The sequence below is a fragment of the Schaalia suimastitidis DSM 15538 genome (genome assembly GCF_000429105.1).
Taxonomy (GTDB): Bacteria; Actinomycetota; Actinomycetes; order Actinomycetales; family Actinomycetaceae; genus Pauljensenia; species Pauljensenia suimastitidis.
Genome location: NZ_AUBF01000008.1, coordinates 34,982 through 50,527, shown reverse-complemented (window position 1 = coordinate 50,527; position 15,546 = coordinate 34,982). Strand labels below are relative to the sequence as shown.

Genomic DNA, 15,546 nt, shown 5'->3' with positions numbered 1-15,546 from the left:
AGATCCAACTGGAAGCCACATAAAATGGCGGATTTTTAAGGACTTTTGTTCTGAAAATCCGCCATTTTGGGTTTTGATACAGCCTTAATCGTCCAAAAGGGCCGAATATCTGGAAGAATCTGGCCAACATTGCGAAATATCACGACAACGAGAGTATTCGACTCAGGGGTGTTTTGGATTTGCTGTGCGTGTTGCCATGAGGTATCTGCGACGGTCTTCGACGAATGGGATGCTCCACCGCCGAATGTTGGGGACATGTCGTGTTAAGGGCATTGCGCAAAGATATCCGTGTGAAGTGTGCGTCATGTGCAAGAGGCATAGATATCAATACAGTATCCTGTTAGGATTACCTATGAAGTATCATGCTCATTTCTTTGAGGCGTTAGCGTTCATTGACTATTGAGTGAATCCCTGTTAGTGCACATATAGCGGCTTCTACGCCCGGCGAAAGAGGACTCCATGACTCCCAACGTCTTGTCTGGCCCCCTAAATTTGAGAAAGGGGGTTCTTGGTGTCCTCATCGCGGCCCTGTGTTTTGCTTTGGTCTTCATCGGGGCACGTCCAACCCTGGCTGACAATAATCCTAATATTGTGGTGAATAACGCGACCCTGGTAAAAACAGACGCCACCGGTTCCGGTGCTGTCGACGACCAGCTTTATGAATGGAATGTCGCGAAACTCGCATTTGACTGGAACGCGAGCAACGTTGCACCTATTACCAGCGGGATGTCGTTCAGCATTATTCTTCCTGACGCCTTCGATATTCGAGAAATCGGGCGTCAAGATGCGATGGTCGTTCCCGCGCCCAATGGTGTCTCCCATAACGTCGGTACCTGCGTGTCCGAACAGAAACAAATGGTGTGCACATTCAACGAAACTGCGGCTCAACTCTATGACAGTGGCTTTAGAGCCTTTCAAGGAAACGCTACAGTCCTACTGACCGCGATCGCTGCCACAACAACCTCAACGGTGCCTTTCAACCTCAACGGCGTTGTGACACAGGTACGTCTACCTGGTGGGCAACCGATTAGGCCCGAACCCTATGTTGGGTGGGAATTCGAAAAATGGGCCGAGCAGCTCACCCAGGGTGCGCGTACTGGTCAGTGGTCAATCGTGTGGGGTACGGATTATCTTGCACATTCCATACCTAGCGGAACCTTTATTGCTGACGGACATACACGCTCAACTCTCACTATTAAAGATGCGCTGGGGCCAGGCCAAACCTACGATGCGTCACGCCCATGGGATGCAACACTTATCCTCGGCAAGAGCGCTGCATCGCCTGCTCAATGGATCGTGCTCAGGGGTATCAACAACGTCTACAACTCGCCCGGCGAGAACTGGAGTCTTCAAATGACTCCGTCAGCCGACGGTACCAACGTTGATATCATCATCACCGGTGCCTTCCCTCCAAGCACCAATATGGTGGTTCGCGTGCCAGTTAAATTTGATACGCCAGTGCGCCCAGGCATCATCTACAGCAATACGGCTTCCGTGGTCGGTATTGATCAACAGATCACCCGTACCACCTTCTACACTGAAGCAGTGACGATCACCGTCCGTATGGAACGGGGCTTCGGTACATTCAATGTGGCCAAACTTGTTGATGGTAATGGGGCGTCATTGCTTCAAGATGGCACAACCTTCGACCTCGGTGTCGTATTCACCCTTCCACAGCATTTCACGCAATTCACGCCACAGTGGACACCACCGGCTGGTTTCGCAATGGATACGGATGGGGTGACAGGTCGAGGTGTAATGAAAATATCCCCTGGTAAAACTGCTTACTTCGACCCGATCGTTACGCTTCCTGTTGGAACCCGTGTTGCTGTAACGGAAGACCCGACTACGGTGTCACCCGCACCAAGCGGTACTGTCCAATGGGGAACACCTGAGATTGACAAAGTCAACTTCACCATTGGTGATCAACAGGTGACGACAGTAAATATCAAAAACACCGCTACAAAAGTCGCTGCTGTTTCCATCGGTGACTACGTCTGGGAAGACGTTAATGACGATGGTGTGCAAGATGCATCCGACCGCCCCATTAAGGACGTTACGCTCACCGTTTCGCGCAGCGATGGTAACACTGTCAATAATGCGGATGGAACGCCTCGACAAGACACCACAGAGACTACCAATGACCAGGGCAACTACCTGTTTTCTGGCCTGCAAATCCTGCCGCAGGGTGTGGACTACGTGGTCACCGTGACCCCGCCTGCGGGGATGCGTCCAGCGAAGGAAACCGCTGGTGCTGACACTGCCACGGACTCTTCGGCTGTTGCTGGCCATGCGACCGCATCGCCGCTTTTGACTGACGGTGCACAGGATCTCACCCTCGACTTCGGCTACGTACGTCACGCACCAAGTATTCAGGTCGAAAAGTACTCTGACGCGCTCGCCACAGGTGATGCCGACACGGCAGACGACGCAGTGGAACTCAAAGTCGACGAATCTAAGACCGTGACCTTTGAGGTCACCAATAATGGCAACGAAGATCTGCGGGAACTCACTTTCCGCGACGATACCGGTGACGGACCGAGCCTGACGAATCTGCGCTGCACCCTAGGAAGCACAGTTGTCACCGCCGCGAACGGTGTCGTTACTTTCGACCCCAATACGGTGCTGCCGGTTGGGCAAAGCTACACATGTACAGCTACCTTGCCCGGCATGCCAGCCAATAAGTCCCACGCTGACCAGGCTACGGTCACAGGTAAGGGCGTAGGTTCAGGCACGGTAGTAACCGACGACGACCCGTGGCATTCACGTACCCCAGGCTCTGTCACAGTGGGTGACTACGTATGGGAAGACGTCAACCGTGATGGCATCCAAGACGGCACCGATCGACCCATCGAAGGTGTTGTGCTCACGCTGACCAATTCAGCGGGCGCACAGGTAACGGACGTCAGGGGCAATCTTGTCGGACCTGCTACGACCGACGCCACAGGTAGGTACCTCTTCGAAAACCTGCCAACCTTTGGCCCGGACGACCACTACAAGGTGACGGTGACTGCTCCTGCTGGTTTCGTTGCCACCCAAGATGGGCAAGGAACCACCGCCACTGATTCTTCAGCTCAGGCGGGCTTTGCGACAACCACGGGCCTGGTTACTCATGGCGAAAAGGACCTCACGTTGGACTTCGGCTATGTGCGCGCGCAAGTTGCCGTAGGTGACTACGTGTGGGAAGACGTCAATGATGACGGTTTGCAGGACGCAACTGATCGCCCCATCAAAGACGTTACCCTCACCATTTCACGCACTGACGGAGCCACAGTGAAAAACGCTGATGGCACCAATGCTACGACAACAACGACCACTGGTACTGACGGTAAATACCTGTTCGCAGGCCTGGAGGTGCTGCCAGCCGGCACCCATTACGTTGTCACTGTGACCGCACCTGCTGGCTTTATTCCTGCGAAGGAAAATGCTGGCGCTGACGCGGCGAAGGATTCATCAGCTCAAGCTGGACGGGCCGAATCGAAGGATTTGATCGCCAACGGGGATGAAGATCTCACGTTGGACTTCGGGTACATCAAGGCTGCTCCTAGCATCTTGGTGGAGAAGTATTCCGATACCCTTGCCGTTGGTGATGCTGATACTGCTGATGCTGCGGTTCAACTTAAGGTTGAAGAATCTAAGACCGTTACCTTCGATGTGACCAATAATGGCAATGAAAGTCTGAAGGAACTTACTTTCTCAGATGCAACCACCACCGGTCCGACCCTTGCCGACCTCAAGTGCACACTGAAAGGCAACGAAGTTACCGCAACCAACGGCGTGGTCACCTTCGATGCTGCGACTGTCCTTGCAGTGGGAGAAAGCTATACGTGTACCGCCACACTCCAAGGTATGGCTGCAAATACTGTGCATGCTGATACTGTGACTGTTGGTGGTAAGGGTGTTGCTTCTGGCAAGCCTGTCACTGATGATGATCCATGGCATGCGAAGACTCCGGGTTCAGTTACCGTGGGTGACTACGTGTGGGAAGATCTTGACCGCGATGGCGTGCAAGATGATGGCGAGCCCGGTATTAAGGGTGTGACGTTGAGGATAGTTGGCCCTGGTGGTCAGCCTGTTACCGACGTCAAAGGTAACGCTGTAGGGCCGGTCTCCACTGATGATGATGGCAAGTATGTCTTCGCTCATCTGCCCATTTTGGGTGCGGGCGAGTCGTATACGGTTTCCGTCGTTGCTCCGCAAGGTTTCATTCCCACAACTGATACTCAAGGTGGTGACACTGCGAAGGATTCGTCGGCTGAGGCTGGTACGGTTGCTTCGACTGGTTTGAACCAACATGGTGACGAGGACCTTACCCTTGACTTCGGTTATGTGCGTCCACGTGTTTCGGTGGGTGACTATGTGTGGGAAGACCGTGACCGTGATGGTGTGCAGGATGATGACGAGCCTGGTATTAAGGGCGTGACGCTGACGATCGTTGGTCCTAATGATCAGGAGGTGCGCGATATTGCTGGGCAGCTTGTCGGTCCAACCACCACGGATGCCAATGGTAAGTACACCTTCGCTAATCTGCCGGTGTTGCCTGCTGGACAGCACTACACCGTGAACGTGACTGCTCCTGAGGGCTTCATTGCTACCACGGATGCTCAAGGCGGCGACACTGCGAAGGATTCCTCCGCCCAGGCTGGCAAGGCTGAGTCCACCGACCTGACCACTGACGGTGGCGAAGACCCAACGTTGGACTTCGGGTACATTCGTCCCAAGGTCAAAGTCGGCGACTACGTGTGGGAAGACACCAACAAGAATGGACGCCAAGATCCAGGCGAACCGGGTATCAAAGATGTCACGCTGAGCATCACTGACGTTGACGGTAACCTGATCAAGGATGTTGACGGCAATCCGGTGAACCCGGTGAAGACCGACGGCAATGGCTACTACGAGTTCCCGAACCTGGTGCCAGGCAAGTACAAGGTGACGGTGACGCCACCTGCGGGCTACGATGCGACGACACCCAAGCAAGGTGACGCCGCTGGGGATTCGTCAAGTGGATTTGAGGTCTCACGCGACCTTACCAACGACGGCGACGAAGACCTTACCCTCGACTTCGGCTACGTCAAGAAGGCACCATCGAAGGTCGCTAAGACCGGTACCGACGGTGTCACAATCGCAGGCTTTGGTATCGTGCTTCTCCTTGCTGGCGGAGCCACCATCGCCATCCGCCGACGCCTGAGCGCGTGACTATAGCGCCTGACCTCAGCGTCAAGTAACGGACAAGCCGCCCGCGGACAATCTCCGCGGGCGGCTTCGTGTCTACGTCACATCTTCAAATGCACACAATCGAGGGCGATTTCAGTGCCCGCAGCTAATATCACAAGCATTCCAGCTCGTACACAATTCATGCTGCACGCACTGGCTAGGTGGACTGTAATCGTGGCTGGGGGATCACCCCCTCAGCACACGAGGTGCCAGCGATCAGGCTACCGCTGCAACGGGGCCGGTGAGTAACCCCTCAGCGCACGAGGGGCAAACGATCAGCACGCGGGTGCCAGCGATCGCCGCACCGAGGACCAGTGATCAGCACGCGGGGAACACTGATTAGGCTGCCAGTACAACGGAGGCTGGGCGATGGAAGCGTCCTGCCACGGCCTCGGCGAAGGACGCAAGTTGTGAGCGTAGTGCCGCAAAAGCAGGTACGACATCGGCAGGGCTACCAAAGACAAAGAAGGTTTGCCCCAGGTAGTTCACCACGAAGAGCGACGTATTAGCAGTCAGACTTGCTAGCCATAACGGCAGGCCGACAGCAACCAGTGCCTGTATAGAAAGGTAGGACAGCATCATGACGCTTGATGCCATCACAGCGTATTTCAGGCCGGTGGACAACATCTTGCCTTGAGTTGCAAATACCTTCCGGTTCAGCAGGTAGTTCATCGTGCACGACGACACACGCGCAACCACAACGGGGAGGAACAGGCCGCCAACAGTAGCGTTCAGTCCAAGCAGGAGAGCGTAGTCCAGTCCGGTCGATGACAGTGACGAGGCGACGTACCGCAACGGTTGAGCGAAGCGTGTCACCAGAGCTATCAGCGTCGAGCGGACTGTGTTACGGGCTGCAGTGTTCTCCATGCCCATAACTATTGCGGCCACGGTTGTGGTGCCCTTATGCCAATGCTGTGCGTTAGCTGTGGAAGCTGAATATGAGGTGAAAAGGTCTATCCGTTGTCTTATGAGATATGCGTAGCGGTCACCGTGCGTAGTGGTCAGCGTGTGTGACCGTCAGCGTGCGTGACCGTTGGTGTGCGGGGTGTGCCGAGGCAATGTGACGGTTGCGGGGTAGGTGCCGGTGGGGTAGGGATGGCGGGAAATGCTGGAAAGCTGCCTGCCGTTGGGTATCACGCGCGATGTAATACGACAGCGACCTCCGCGTGGGAGGTATGAGGAAACATATCGAATAGGCGTGCCTGCGTTGCGCGATAGGCAGGCATTGCCTCTAAATCCTGCGCCAACGTCAAGGGGTTGCACGAAGAGTAGACCAGGCGAGGCACGGAGCTTTCGTTAATCCAGTTGGCAAGGTCACTTCCAATGCCGCGTCGCGGGGGATTAACGACCACGACATCGGGCTGGGCGAGGGCATCACGTGTGCGAGCCCACTCGGTAGCATCGGCAGCCAAAAAATCAGATCGCTTGCGTCCAATACCAGCGGCCTTGGCTGCTTCGCGTGCCGAGGCAATCGCCTCATGGCTGAGCTCCACGCCCGTGACGTATTCAAAGCCGCGCGCTGCACATGACAGGGCGAAACCGCCTACTCCACAGTACAAATCCCACATACTGTGCGGTGCCTCGCCACTGGGAAGAGCAAGGGCGGCCCATATGCTGACCTGCCGATACAACTCGCCAGCAACATGCGTATTCGTCTGGACAAATGATCGCGGACCCACCAGTAGTTCAACATCGCCCACCGAAAGTGGCACGGTTTTGCGTTTCGTCAGAATTATCTCATCAGGCCCTTCAAGGGTGGCTTCATGTCGAGGGTGAATATTTGCTGAGATGACCCTGGCTGAGGGGATTAACGTACGGATTAGTCCTAGCGCTGCCCGCACATCATTGAGACGCTCCCGACTGCGCAAGACAAATCGCAGCATCAACGCATCGTCGGTGCCAACGTTAATGTGGATATATTTCAATTCGCCACGTTTTTGAGTGATGTCATATGGTTGCAGGCGCAGCGCACGAATAATGCGTTTGAGTGCGGGAATAGCCGAATTAATGGCTGGGTGCTGGATGCGGCAGGTAGGCAGATCAACCCCCGCGCGTTCGTGATCCAGGGTCCCTAAGGTGGGGCGGCGTGGTGTGCCGCCCACAACTAGTTTCGCTTTGGTGCGAAAGGCCGTTTCGCTAGAGGTGGCAGGAGAAAGCCACTCGATTGCCGAGGCGTAGGGAAGTGCCGCTAACGCCTGCCGTGCGGCATCATCCTTCATCTGCACCTGTGTGTCCAGAGGAATATCTAGCCACGTGCACGAGCGGCATTCAGATCGCTCCCAGTGTTCGCAACGCATGGATTGATAGTGGCACAGATCGGGCGGTCTTGGCCATTAGGCCTCGTTGTCGTGGCTGTGTGCCCTAAAGTCAGCATCTTTGTGGTGTTGCGCCGCATGCCGCTATTGCGAGTGTGCGGGCAACCATAAGCGTATTTGCCAGTGTTAGTGCGGGGTGGCGTAAGAGTGGGGGCAGAGGATAAGTGCAGATCAAGTGGCTAACAGCTGAAAAAATTGAGCGTACTTGACTCAACTTTCGGCATTGAAGTTGCGCCTGTGTGGCACGGTGCGTAACATTGAGTCCATCAGACTCAAGTATGAATCGGTCCTCACCCGATTCTTCTCGCTCCGCCTCGTGCGGCGCACAGAAAGGAAACGTTTATGGCACGTGCAGTAGGTATTGACCTGGGTACCACCAACTCCGCAATCGCGGTACTCGAAGGTGGCGAACCCACGATTATCGCCAACGCAGAAGGTTTGCGTACCACCCCCTCAGTCGTGGCATTCTCCAAGACAGGCGAAGTACTCGTTGGCGAAATTGCAAAGCGTCAGGCTGTTACCAACGTTGACCGCACGATTTCTTCAGTCAAACGCCATATCGGCACCGACTGGACCGTCAAAATTGACGACAAAGACTACACCCCTCAGGAAATCTCCGCCCGTATCCTCACCAAACTCAAGCGGGACGCTGAAGAATACCTTGGTGAACCCGTGACCGACGCTGTCATTACCGTTCCCGCATACTTCAACGACGCTCAGCGTCAAGCAACAAAGGACGCCGGTCAAATTGCGGGCCTGAATGTCCAACGTATCGTCAATGAGCCAACCGCTGCGGCACTGGCCTACGGCCTCGAAAAAGGTAAAGAAGACGAACTCATCCTGGTTTTTGATCTCGGTGGCGGCACCTTCGATGTCTCGTTGCTGGAAATCGGTAAGGAAGATGACGGCTTCTCAACCATTCAGGTTCGCGCAACCGCAGGTGACAACCGCCTCGGTGGTGACGACTGGGATCAACGCATTGTTGACTGGCTGATTCAGCAAGTCAAGACTAAGACCGGTGCGGACCTGTCCAAAGATCCTGTCGCCTTGCAGCGCCTAAAGGAAGCCGCAGAGCAGGCCAAAAAGGAACTTTCCAGCGCAACAAGCACGAATATTTCCCTGCAGTACCTGTCAATGACGGCTGATGGCCCCATTCACCTCGATGAATCGCTGACTCGCGCCAAATTCGAAGAAATGACCTCCGACCTCATCGACCGCACCAAAAAGCCTTTCCATGATGTCATCCGTGACTCCGGTATTCAGGTTTCCGACATTGACCATGTCGTCCTGGTTGGCGGATCCACCCGTATGCCCGCAGTGACCGCTGTCGTTAAAGAACTCACCGGTGGCCGTGAACCCAATAAGGGCGTCAACCCCGACGAAGTCGTGGCAATCGGTGCTGCACTGCAGGCTGGTGTCATTAAGGGCGACCGCACAGATGTCCTCCTCATCGACGTCACACCACTGTCCCTGGGTATTGAAACCAAGGGCGGCATCATGACCAAGCTCATCGACCGCAACACCGCGATCCCGACCAAAGCCTCGGAAGTCTTCTCCACCGCGGAAGACGGACAGCCGTCAGTACTGATCCAAGTCTTCCAAGGTGAACGTGAATTCACCCGCGACAACAAGCCGCTGGGTACCTTCGAACTGTCCGGCATTGCGCCAGCTCCGCGTGGTATGCCGCAGATTGAAGTCACCTTCGATATTGACGCCAACGGCATCGTTCATGTCTCCGCAAAAGACCGCGGTACAGGTAAGGAACAATCTGTCACCATCACTGGTGGTTCGGCTCTGCCCAAGGAAGATATCGAACGCATGGTTCGCGAAGCTGAAGAGCACGCAGCCGAAGACAAGAAACGCCGTGAAGACGCAGAAACGCGCAACGGCGCCGAACAAGCAGCGTACTCCATCGAGAAGCTCCTCAAAGATAATGCCGACAAGGTGAGCGAAGATACCCGCGCTACCGTCCAGGCCGACGTCGACGCTGTCAAGGAAGCCCTTAAAGGTGACGACATTGAGGCAGTGAAAGCAGCTGTGGCCAAACTCAATGAGTCCAGCATGAAGGTCGGACAAGAGGTCTACCAGGCCCAGCAGGCTGAAGAAAACACTCAGACACCTGCAGCCGAAGATGAAGTCATTGACGCCGAGGTTGTGGACGAGGACGAAAAGAAGTGAGTCTCGACCACGCCGACTCGTCAACAGACCAGCCGCAGGACCTAAACGGCGCCGCCTCCACGGGCGGCGCCGCCGCGCCCGATGCTGGCGCTCACGGTGCATTTGACGAAACACAAGTAAACCCCAATAGCAGGGAATCTGCCTCGTCCAATACGCACTCCACCGCATGTGAAGACGTTGACGAGGCTACCCACGACGCGCGAGGCGATTACGCACAGGCCGCGCCAGAGGAGTCAGCCCACGCCGTGTCAGACGAAGCAACACAGGCCGAGCCAAGCGACGGTGACATCGACATGAGTGCCTTCGAGGACCAGTTAGGTGATTCAGACCTAGCTGCAGCCTTGGAAAAAATCGCCGAACTCGAAGACCAGGTGGCACGTACACGTGCGTCCCTGTATAACCTCGAACAGGAGTACGCCGGATACGTTCGACGTTCCAAGGAGGCAGCAGGGGCAACGCGTGACAGCGGTAAAACGGATGTCCTTGAAGCCCTTCTGCCGGTCTTAGACGACATACATGCAGCGCGAGAGGCTGGCGACCTTGAAGAAGGTCCCTTCGCTGCAATCGCGACCAAACTTGAAGACACACTCAATGTGCGTTTTGAATTGACACGCTTTGGGTCCGCGGGTGACGACTTCGACCCACAGTGCCACGAAGCGCTCATGGCCAACGTCAACCCTGAGGTTGACCGCCCGGTCATTGCCCAGGTCTTACAGCCGGGATACCGTCGGTCGGACAAGGTTTTGCGGGCCGTAAAAGTACTCGTCGACAACCCGGAGTGAACAACGAAAAGCAACACGCAAAAGGAGGTGACGCGCAATGAGCGGACAAGACTGGTTTGAAAAGGATTTCTACGCGATCCTTGGCGTGAGTAAAGACGCCGACAGCGCACAAATCCGCAAGGCTTACCGCAAACTTGCGCGCACCTGGCACCCCGACAAAAACCCGGGTGATACGCAAGCAGAAGAACGATTCAAAGAAATCGGTGAAGCCTACGCGGTCCTTTCGGACAAAGAGCAGCGCAAACAATACGATGCCATCCGTGCAATGGCAGGTGGTGGAGCGCGATTTGCAGCAGGCCCAGGTGGGGCAAGCGGCGGTTTCGAAGATATCTTCAGCTCAATGTTTGGCCAAGGACGCGCCAATGTGCGCTTCTCGACGTCAGGCAACGCAAGCGGCGCAGGCGGCCCCGGCCTTCATGATATTTTCTCAATGTTCGGTGGTGCGCAGGACTTCGCCGGCGCCTCGTCAAACCCCTTCGGGCAGAGCTACCGCGCAGGCACCTACGGTGGACAGCCCCATTACGGCGCGCATAGTGCCACCCCAGAACGAGGCGCCGACCAGAAAGCCAGCACCACGCTGAGTTTCAGGAAGGCGCTGTCGGGCGCCACCGTGCGTATGACCGTGGACGGTAAACAGATCTCGGCGCGCATCCCTGCCGGGGTCAAAGACGGTCAAACCGTGAAACTACCAGGCAAAGGCAAACCGGGCCGTAACGGGGGAGGGCCGGGCGATATTCTCCTCACCGTCCGGGTGCGCCCACACAAGCTCTACCGGCGCGACGGAAACCACCTGCGTTTTACTCTGCCGGTGACATTTGCCGAGGCGGCTCTGGGTGCGCAGGTAACTGTGCCACTTCTCGATGGCACCACCCAAATGGTGACGATCCCACAAGGGTCCTCCTCGGGCACTGAGGTGCGCGTACCCGGTGCGGGCGTGCACACCTCCAAGGGAACGGGCGACCTGATTGCTGAACTTCGCATTGAGGTCCCGCACTCGTTGACGGCCGAACAGGTTGCGGCAGTGAAAACCCTTGATGCAGCCCTGGGCCAGGTTGGTATCCGCGATGATCTCATGACGCAGGCGGAGAACTAGTATGGTGCGCAACCATCGACGTGGCGGCGCAGATGACGCAGGACTGACCTTCGTCATCTCCGTCGCTGCTGAACTCGCAGGTATGCACCCTCAGACGTTACGCCAATACGACCGTCTTGGCCTGGTAATTCCTCAACGCACCAAAGGGCGCGGACGACGCTATAGCGGGCGAGATATTCAGCGCCTCCGACAAATTCAGCGTTTAAGTCAGGACGAAGGCATCAATCTCGAAGGTATTAAACGCATCCTTGACCTTGAGCGACAAGTCGAGCACCTCGAAGCGGAATGCGCACTTATGCGCCGCCAACTCGATGAACTCGACGAACGTCAAAACCGTGTTTTCACTGCCTCCCCCACAGGTGAAGTCCATCCGGTGCGACGTGGCCAGCGCCTCGGCCTTCGCGATGCTGACGTGGCCCGAGGAGAAGTTGCTCTGTGGCGTGGCATCGCAACCACCTCACCCGTGTATGCGCCGCACCGCGTGCGTGCTGTCATTGAGGCAGGCCCTGCAGGTGTGCGTGTCCTTGAAGGCAGCGTTCGTATTATCGAGGCGTAGGCCCTTTGTTTTCCTGCGGCAGTGTAGCTGCATGTTGGCGATCGACGCCCCTGCACTAGGTAAAGATCAATGCTGCGCGTATGCTCTATCGGAGCTTTCTGCCCAGCTCTGTTTAGAAAATGCAGCCGACAACATCGCTGTGCAGGACGATGCTGTTGTCTAACGCGACAACGGCAAGCCGGGATTTGCGTTATTGAGAGTGTGAGTAGCCGACGATTCGGCTGAGCAACACGTCCTTGATGACACACAGATATTGTGAATTGCGGGCCCTGGTTGAGTGTTTGTGTCGCGTTTCTTGTCTAATTCTCTCCACCAGCCGTTAGCGGAGGCGATCGTCCGCTTGGCCTATCCGACAAGGCTTGATCGGCGGCGAGGATGCGATATTCAGCATTTTGGATCATTACGGCGAGCGTCAATCTGGGCGTTCGTCCAGTAGCCAGTGTGGGCTCGCTGGTGCTGATGGGGAACTTGATTCACCGACAGTAGTGCTGGTGTTGCAATCCCAATACCCGACATGAGCGTGACCCCGATGCGCTGCATGCCTGCTTGCAAACAAGCGGATATTTCATATTGGGGAGTTCTGCAGTCAGCATGCGCTGTGGCTCTTTATTTAGATCTCATTTTATGTTCGAGGACGTGGTTGAAGCGTTTGAGGGCACGCAACCCAGCAGATTTGGGATGCGGCAACGGCACTTAGGTGCTCAGCCTGCTCAGCTACATAATCCGAGCGGCGCACGTACGATGCGGTGATCTGGAAATACTGGGCGATCTGACGAATCGGCTCGCCACTAGTGCGAGCTATCATGACGACATCCTCGAGCCACTCTTTTAAGCAGGCCCTTGGAGTAATTAACACCGTTCCAGAACCCGACCGCGTGCGCTCACATCAGGTACCAGCACACTAGGCGACAGAGCCCTATGTCGTGTCGTTGTGTGCCAAGAAGATGACACGTATATTGTGTGAATAGACGCGCCGTGCGAACCGAAGGGAATCCTGAATGGACAATATCGATTGTGCACCAGAAGGATGGTTCAGTGTTTCCGAAAATCTCGATGTGATCGCCAGACGGTGCGGAGCGTTCGATTCGTTTCAACGCTGTAGAGTTCAACCTGATGCTTTCGGACAGGTTCTATCCCCAATTGTTGCGTCAGTTTATGACGACTTAGTCAGGGATGTTTGTGCAGGAAACAAAACCGTTGCATGCCGTATCGAGCGGGTTGCGGAGGCTTTGGAGGAAACGGCGCACGATTTTCTGCGAACTGAAGCTCAGATTTCTCGTCGGGCTGAAACAATGATCGCCAATATTGAGAGTTGTCAATAATGAATGATGTTGAGCGCGCGACGCAAGCACTTACTGATTTTGCAGAGAACGCACGTGTTTCTCATTGGGCTGAGAACGAAGATTTGAAACATTCGGGATATGTCAATACCAGTACTTATGGGGTGCCGGTGTGGTTATCAACGATGCTTTCACCGTTGTTGGAATTGGTCGAACGGTTGGATTTCGATCGGGCTTCAGTCGATGCGACGATTTTTGCTTGGCGGCGATTTGCTCAAGAACTTGAAGAGAACGCTGCTGACATTCGTACCTGTGTAGGTGTGCTTGATGGTGAGCAAGCTATGACTCTAACCGCATTTCGGAGTAGAACCAAGGAACTCTCCTCGCTCCTCACCGCGCACGCGCAGGCAGCGTATGGCGTGTCCGTGATTCTTGAAAAGCAGGCAAATATTGCGCAGGGGTTGCACAGTAATGCCAAAGCCGCCGTTGACGACGCGCTGGTTCATTTCACGCCACTGATATCGTCGGGAAACACGGTCCCAACTGTTGGAGAGCTAGCTCAGGTCACCAGTTGGGTAAGTGCGAAGACGACTCACATCCATACCCTCATTGAGAATGCCGCTGCGGCCTTCTCTTCCAGTGCGTACGTAATCAGCATGTATGGAGCTGCTATTGCTGGTTTGGGCGGTACACGCATTGCGGGACGCGCTTTGCTTGCTGACGCATGGAGGCGAGATTCACTTGGCGGTGCTCGTGACGGTCGAAAGGGCGCTGGTGAGCCGCAAGGCGAAGGGGAAACAGATAGTACTGGAGCGCCTTTTGGATTGGGTGAACCAGTTGCTGGTGAAGATGCGCCCATTCCAAAGATAACGCCCTGGAAGTACGGTGGTGATACACCTGAAGACGGTTCAGGGCCTCATGGGCAGTACTCTCCTACGATAGATGACCTACTGGTGCATGAGGTAGCATCGCAGGCAGCAAACGGTTTAAAGGCAGTGTGGCCTGATGCGTCAAAGAATCTGACGCATTTTCTTGGAAATAGTGGCAAACCGTTGGATGCTAATGTCGATCGGCTTCTAACTGAAGTACCGTCATTGCAGGGTAAAGTGGATGTGCGTCTGAATGCTGTTGCTGCTGATGCTGTCAAAGCAGCTCAAAATGCAGGAGCTAGTGGCCCTGTGACGTATCCGTTTACCACCGACTGGCAAAGCCACTATGCGCAGAAGTCGGAAAGTGAGAACTGGTACTACGCGACCGGTGGTTTTCAATACGCAGTCGCAGGTACGGTAACTGTTTATCCTCCCTCATCGCCTAACGGCGAGTGGTCTTCACGCTACGACTACCAGGTGCACATGGCTGACCGCTATAACTGGGATGGAAACAAAGGTGTGACTATCGGACCTGTGGCAGTGAGCGATGCGCAGCTGCAAGAATTGCACAGAGCGGGTATTGCGCAAGAATATGATCTGTCAGGCGTGTCAACCGTAAGGAGTGGGCCGTGAAGTTACGCGTGTTGATTACTGTGTTGATGGCTTCAGCATTGGTGGCGGCCTGTGGCCTCGTTTCAACAGATCGTGGTAACGACACCACTCATCCTGTTGCAGGTAACGCTGGGGCCGACGACGCTTCATCGCCAGTGACCAATGATGACTCGAAGGAGAGTGGAATTGTGGAGGAAGAATTGTTGGAGAATTTTCCCTACCCGGCGTCAGTAGCATATTTGGATAGTATTTTGGCCCTATCGCCAGGTGCCGACTTACCTGAGGGCGCCTACGACATTGAAGTACGTCCTGCGCTCAAATTTGCCGAATCGTATCCGGGAGGATGGGGGTACGTAATTTCGTTGAAGGCAGAGCCTGAGGCAATCGTTACCTACATCGAAAAACACACGGGTTTAGGAGCAGCGATAGATTCTTACGCCACTGTGACCCAAGAAGATACCCAGACACCTGATATTGATCTTTCTACGATTAGTCGCCCATGGAGTACCGGTTTTGGCAATGCCGAACTGATTGTGGAGCGCCCGTTAGGTCGTATGTGGATACAGATATTAGGAGCGCCCCGCTAGAAGAGTTACGCTGTTCCACTTGTGGCAGTGATGAAGACATCAAGAGGCACCCCGCCTACC

Annotated in this window: 11 protein-coding genes; 8 read left to right on the top strand and 3 right to left on the bottom strand. The window is 55.2% G+C overall.

Going from position 1 to position 15,546, the window contains the following annotated elements; genetic code table 11:
• Positions 1-459: 459 nt before the first annotated feature.
• On the top strand, positions 460-5,196 hold the full coding sequence (locus G438_RS0103690) for an SdrD B-like domain-containing protein (protein ID WP_026460206.1): 4,737 nt from the start codon (positions 460-462) through the stop codon (positions 5,194-5,196).
• A gap of 357 nt (positions 5,197-5,553) precedes the next feature.
• On the opposite strand, the gene G438_RS10595 is transcribed toward G438_RS0103690, so the two are convergent.
• Together G438_RS10595 and G438_RS0103680 are read right to left on the bottom strand one after the other, a co-directional pair.
• Entirely contained in the window at positions 5,554-6,081 is a 528-nt protein-coding gene (locus tag G438_RS10595; RefSeq protein ID WP_240470971.1) for a GtrA family protein, read from the bottom strand.
• Between the two features lie 266 nt (positions 6,082-6,347).
• Entirely contained in the window at positions 6,348-7,511 is a 1,164-nt protein-coding gene (locus G438_RS0103680; protein ID WP_026460205.1) for a methyltransferase domain-containing protein, read from the bottom strand.
• A 360-nt stretch (positions 7,512-7,871) separates the two neighbouring features.
• Between G438_RS0103680 and dnaK the strand changes: the two genes are divergently transcribed.
• From dnaK to G438_RS0103660, 4 genes are read left to right on the top strand one after another with little or no spacing between them, the layout of a single operon-like run.
• Positions 7,872-9,707 carry a molecular chaperone DnaK gene (gene dnaK, locus G438_RS0103675; RefSeq protein WP_026460204.1) on the top strand — a complete coding sequence of 612 codons (1,836 nt, stop codon included), beginning with the start codon at positions 7,872-7,874 and terminating at the stop codon, positions 9,705-9,707.
• Positions 9,704-10,489 (top strand): nucleotide exchange factor GrpE, encoded by a 786-nt coding sequence (locus tag G438_RS12620; protein ID WP_051259258.1) that lies wholly within the window; start codon positions 9,704-9,706, stop codon positions 10,487-10,489. The genes dnaK and G438_RS12620 overlap by 4 nt, the downstream gene beginning before the upstream one ends.
• A 37-nt stretch (positions 10,490-10,526) precedes the next feature.
• Positions 10,527-11,582, top strand: coding sequence for a DnaJ C-terminal domain-containing protein (locus G438_RS0103665; RefSeq protein ID WP_026460203.1), 1,056 nt, complete (start codon positions 10,527-10,529; stop codon positions 11,580-11,582).
• Position 11,583: 1 nt separating this feature from the next.
• Positions 11,584-12,138, top strand: a complete 555-nt coding sequence (locus tag G438_RS0103660; RefSeq protein ID WP_026460202.1) for a heat shock protein transcriptional repressor HspR — start codon at positions 11,584-11,586, stop codon at positions 12,136-12,138.
• Between the two features lie 622 nt (positions 12,139-12,760).
• On the opposite strand, the gene G438_RS12320 is transcribed toward G438_RS0103660, so the two are convergent.
• A complete protein-coding gene (locus G438_RS12320) occupies positions 12,761-12,943 on the bottom strand; it encodes a hypothetical protein (protein WP_131245749.1) in 183 nt (60 codons plus the stop codon).
• Between the two features lie 193 nt (positions 12,944-13,136).
• Here G438_RS12320 and G438_RS0103650 point away from each other — a divergent pair, with 193 nt between their 5' ends.
• From G438_RS0103650 to G438_RS0103640, 3 genes are read left to right on the top strand one after another with little or no spacing between them, the layout of a single operon-like run.
• Complete coding sequence (locus G438_RS0103650; protein ID WP_026460201.1) at positions 13,137-13,460, top strand: hypothetical protein; 324 nt, start codon at positions 13,137-13,139, stop codon at positions 13,458-13,460.
• Positions 13,460-14,920: a hypothetical protein gene (locus G438_RS11880; RefSeq protein WP_051259257.1), complete on the top strand. Its 1,461-nt coding sequence runs from the start codon at positions 13,460-13,462 to the stop codon at positions 14,918-14,920. Before G438_RS0103650 ends, G438_RS11880 begins: the two co-directional genes overlap by 1 nt.
• Positions 14,917-15,486, top strand: a complete 570-nt coding sequence (locus G438_RS0103640) for a hypothetical protein (RefSeq protein WP_051259256.1) — start codon at positions 14,917-14,919, stop codon at positions 15,484-15,486. The genes G438_RS11880 and G438_RS0103640 overlap by 4 nt, the downstream gene beginning before the upstream one ends.
• Positions 15,487-15,546 lie beyond the last annotated feature (60 nt).

What these genes read in the sequence shown, in the direction of transcription:
- G438_RS0103690 (WP_026460206.1), top strand. Translation starts at nt 460, where the DNA reads ATGACTCCCAACGTCTTGTCTGGCCCCCTAAATTTGAGAAAGGGGGTT.
- G438_RS10595 (WP_240470971.1), bottom strand. Translation starts at nt 6,081, where the DNA reads ATGGAGAACACTGCAGCCCGTAACACAGTCCGCTCGACGCTGATAGCT.
- G438_RS0103680 (WP_026460205.1), bottom strand. Translation starts at nt 7,511, where the DNA reads ATGCGTTGCGAACACTGGGAGCGATCTGAATGCCGCTCGTGCACGTGG.
- dnaK (WP_026460204.1), top strand. Translation starts at nt 7,872, where the DNA reads ATGGCACGTGCAGTAGGTATTGACCTGGGTACCACCAACTCCGCAATC.
- G438_RS0103665 (WP_026460203.1), top strand. Translation starts at nt 10,527, where the DNA reads ATGAGCGGACAAGACTGGTTTGAAAAGGATTTCTACGCGATCCTTGGC.
- G438_RS0103660 (WP_026460202.1), top strand. Translation starts at nt 11,584, where the DNA reads ATGGTGCGCAACCATCGACGTGGCGGCGCAGATGACGCAGGACTGACC.
- G438_RS12320 (WP_131245749.1), bottom strand. Translation starts at nt 12,943, where the DNA reads ATGATAGCTCGCACTAGTGGCGAGCCGATTCGTCAGATCGCCCAGTAT.
- G438_RS0103650 (WP_026460201.1), top strand. Translation starts at nt 13,137, where the DNA reads ATGGACAATATCGATTGTGCACCAGAAGGATGGTTCAGTGTTTCCGAA.
- G438_RS11880 (WP_051259257.1), top strand. Translation starts at nt 13,460, where the DNA reads ATGAATGATGTTGAGCGCGCGACGCAAGCACTTACTGATTTTGCAGAG.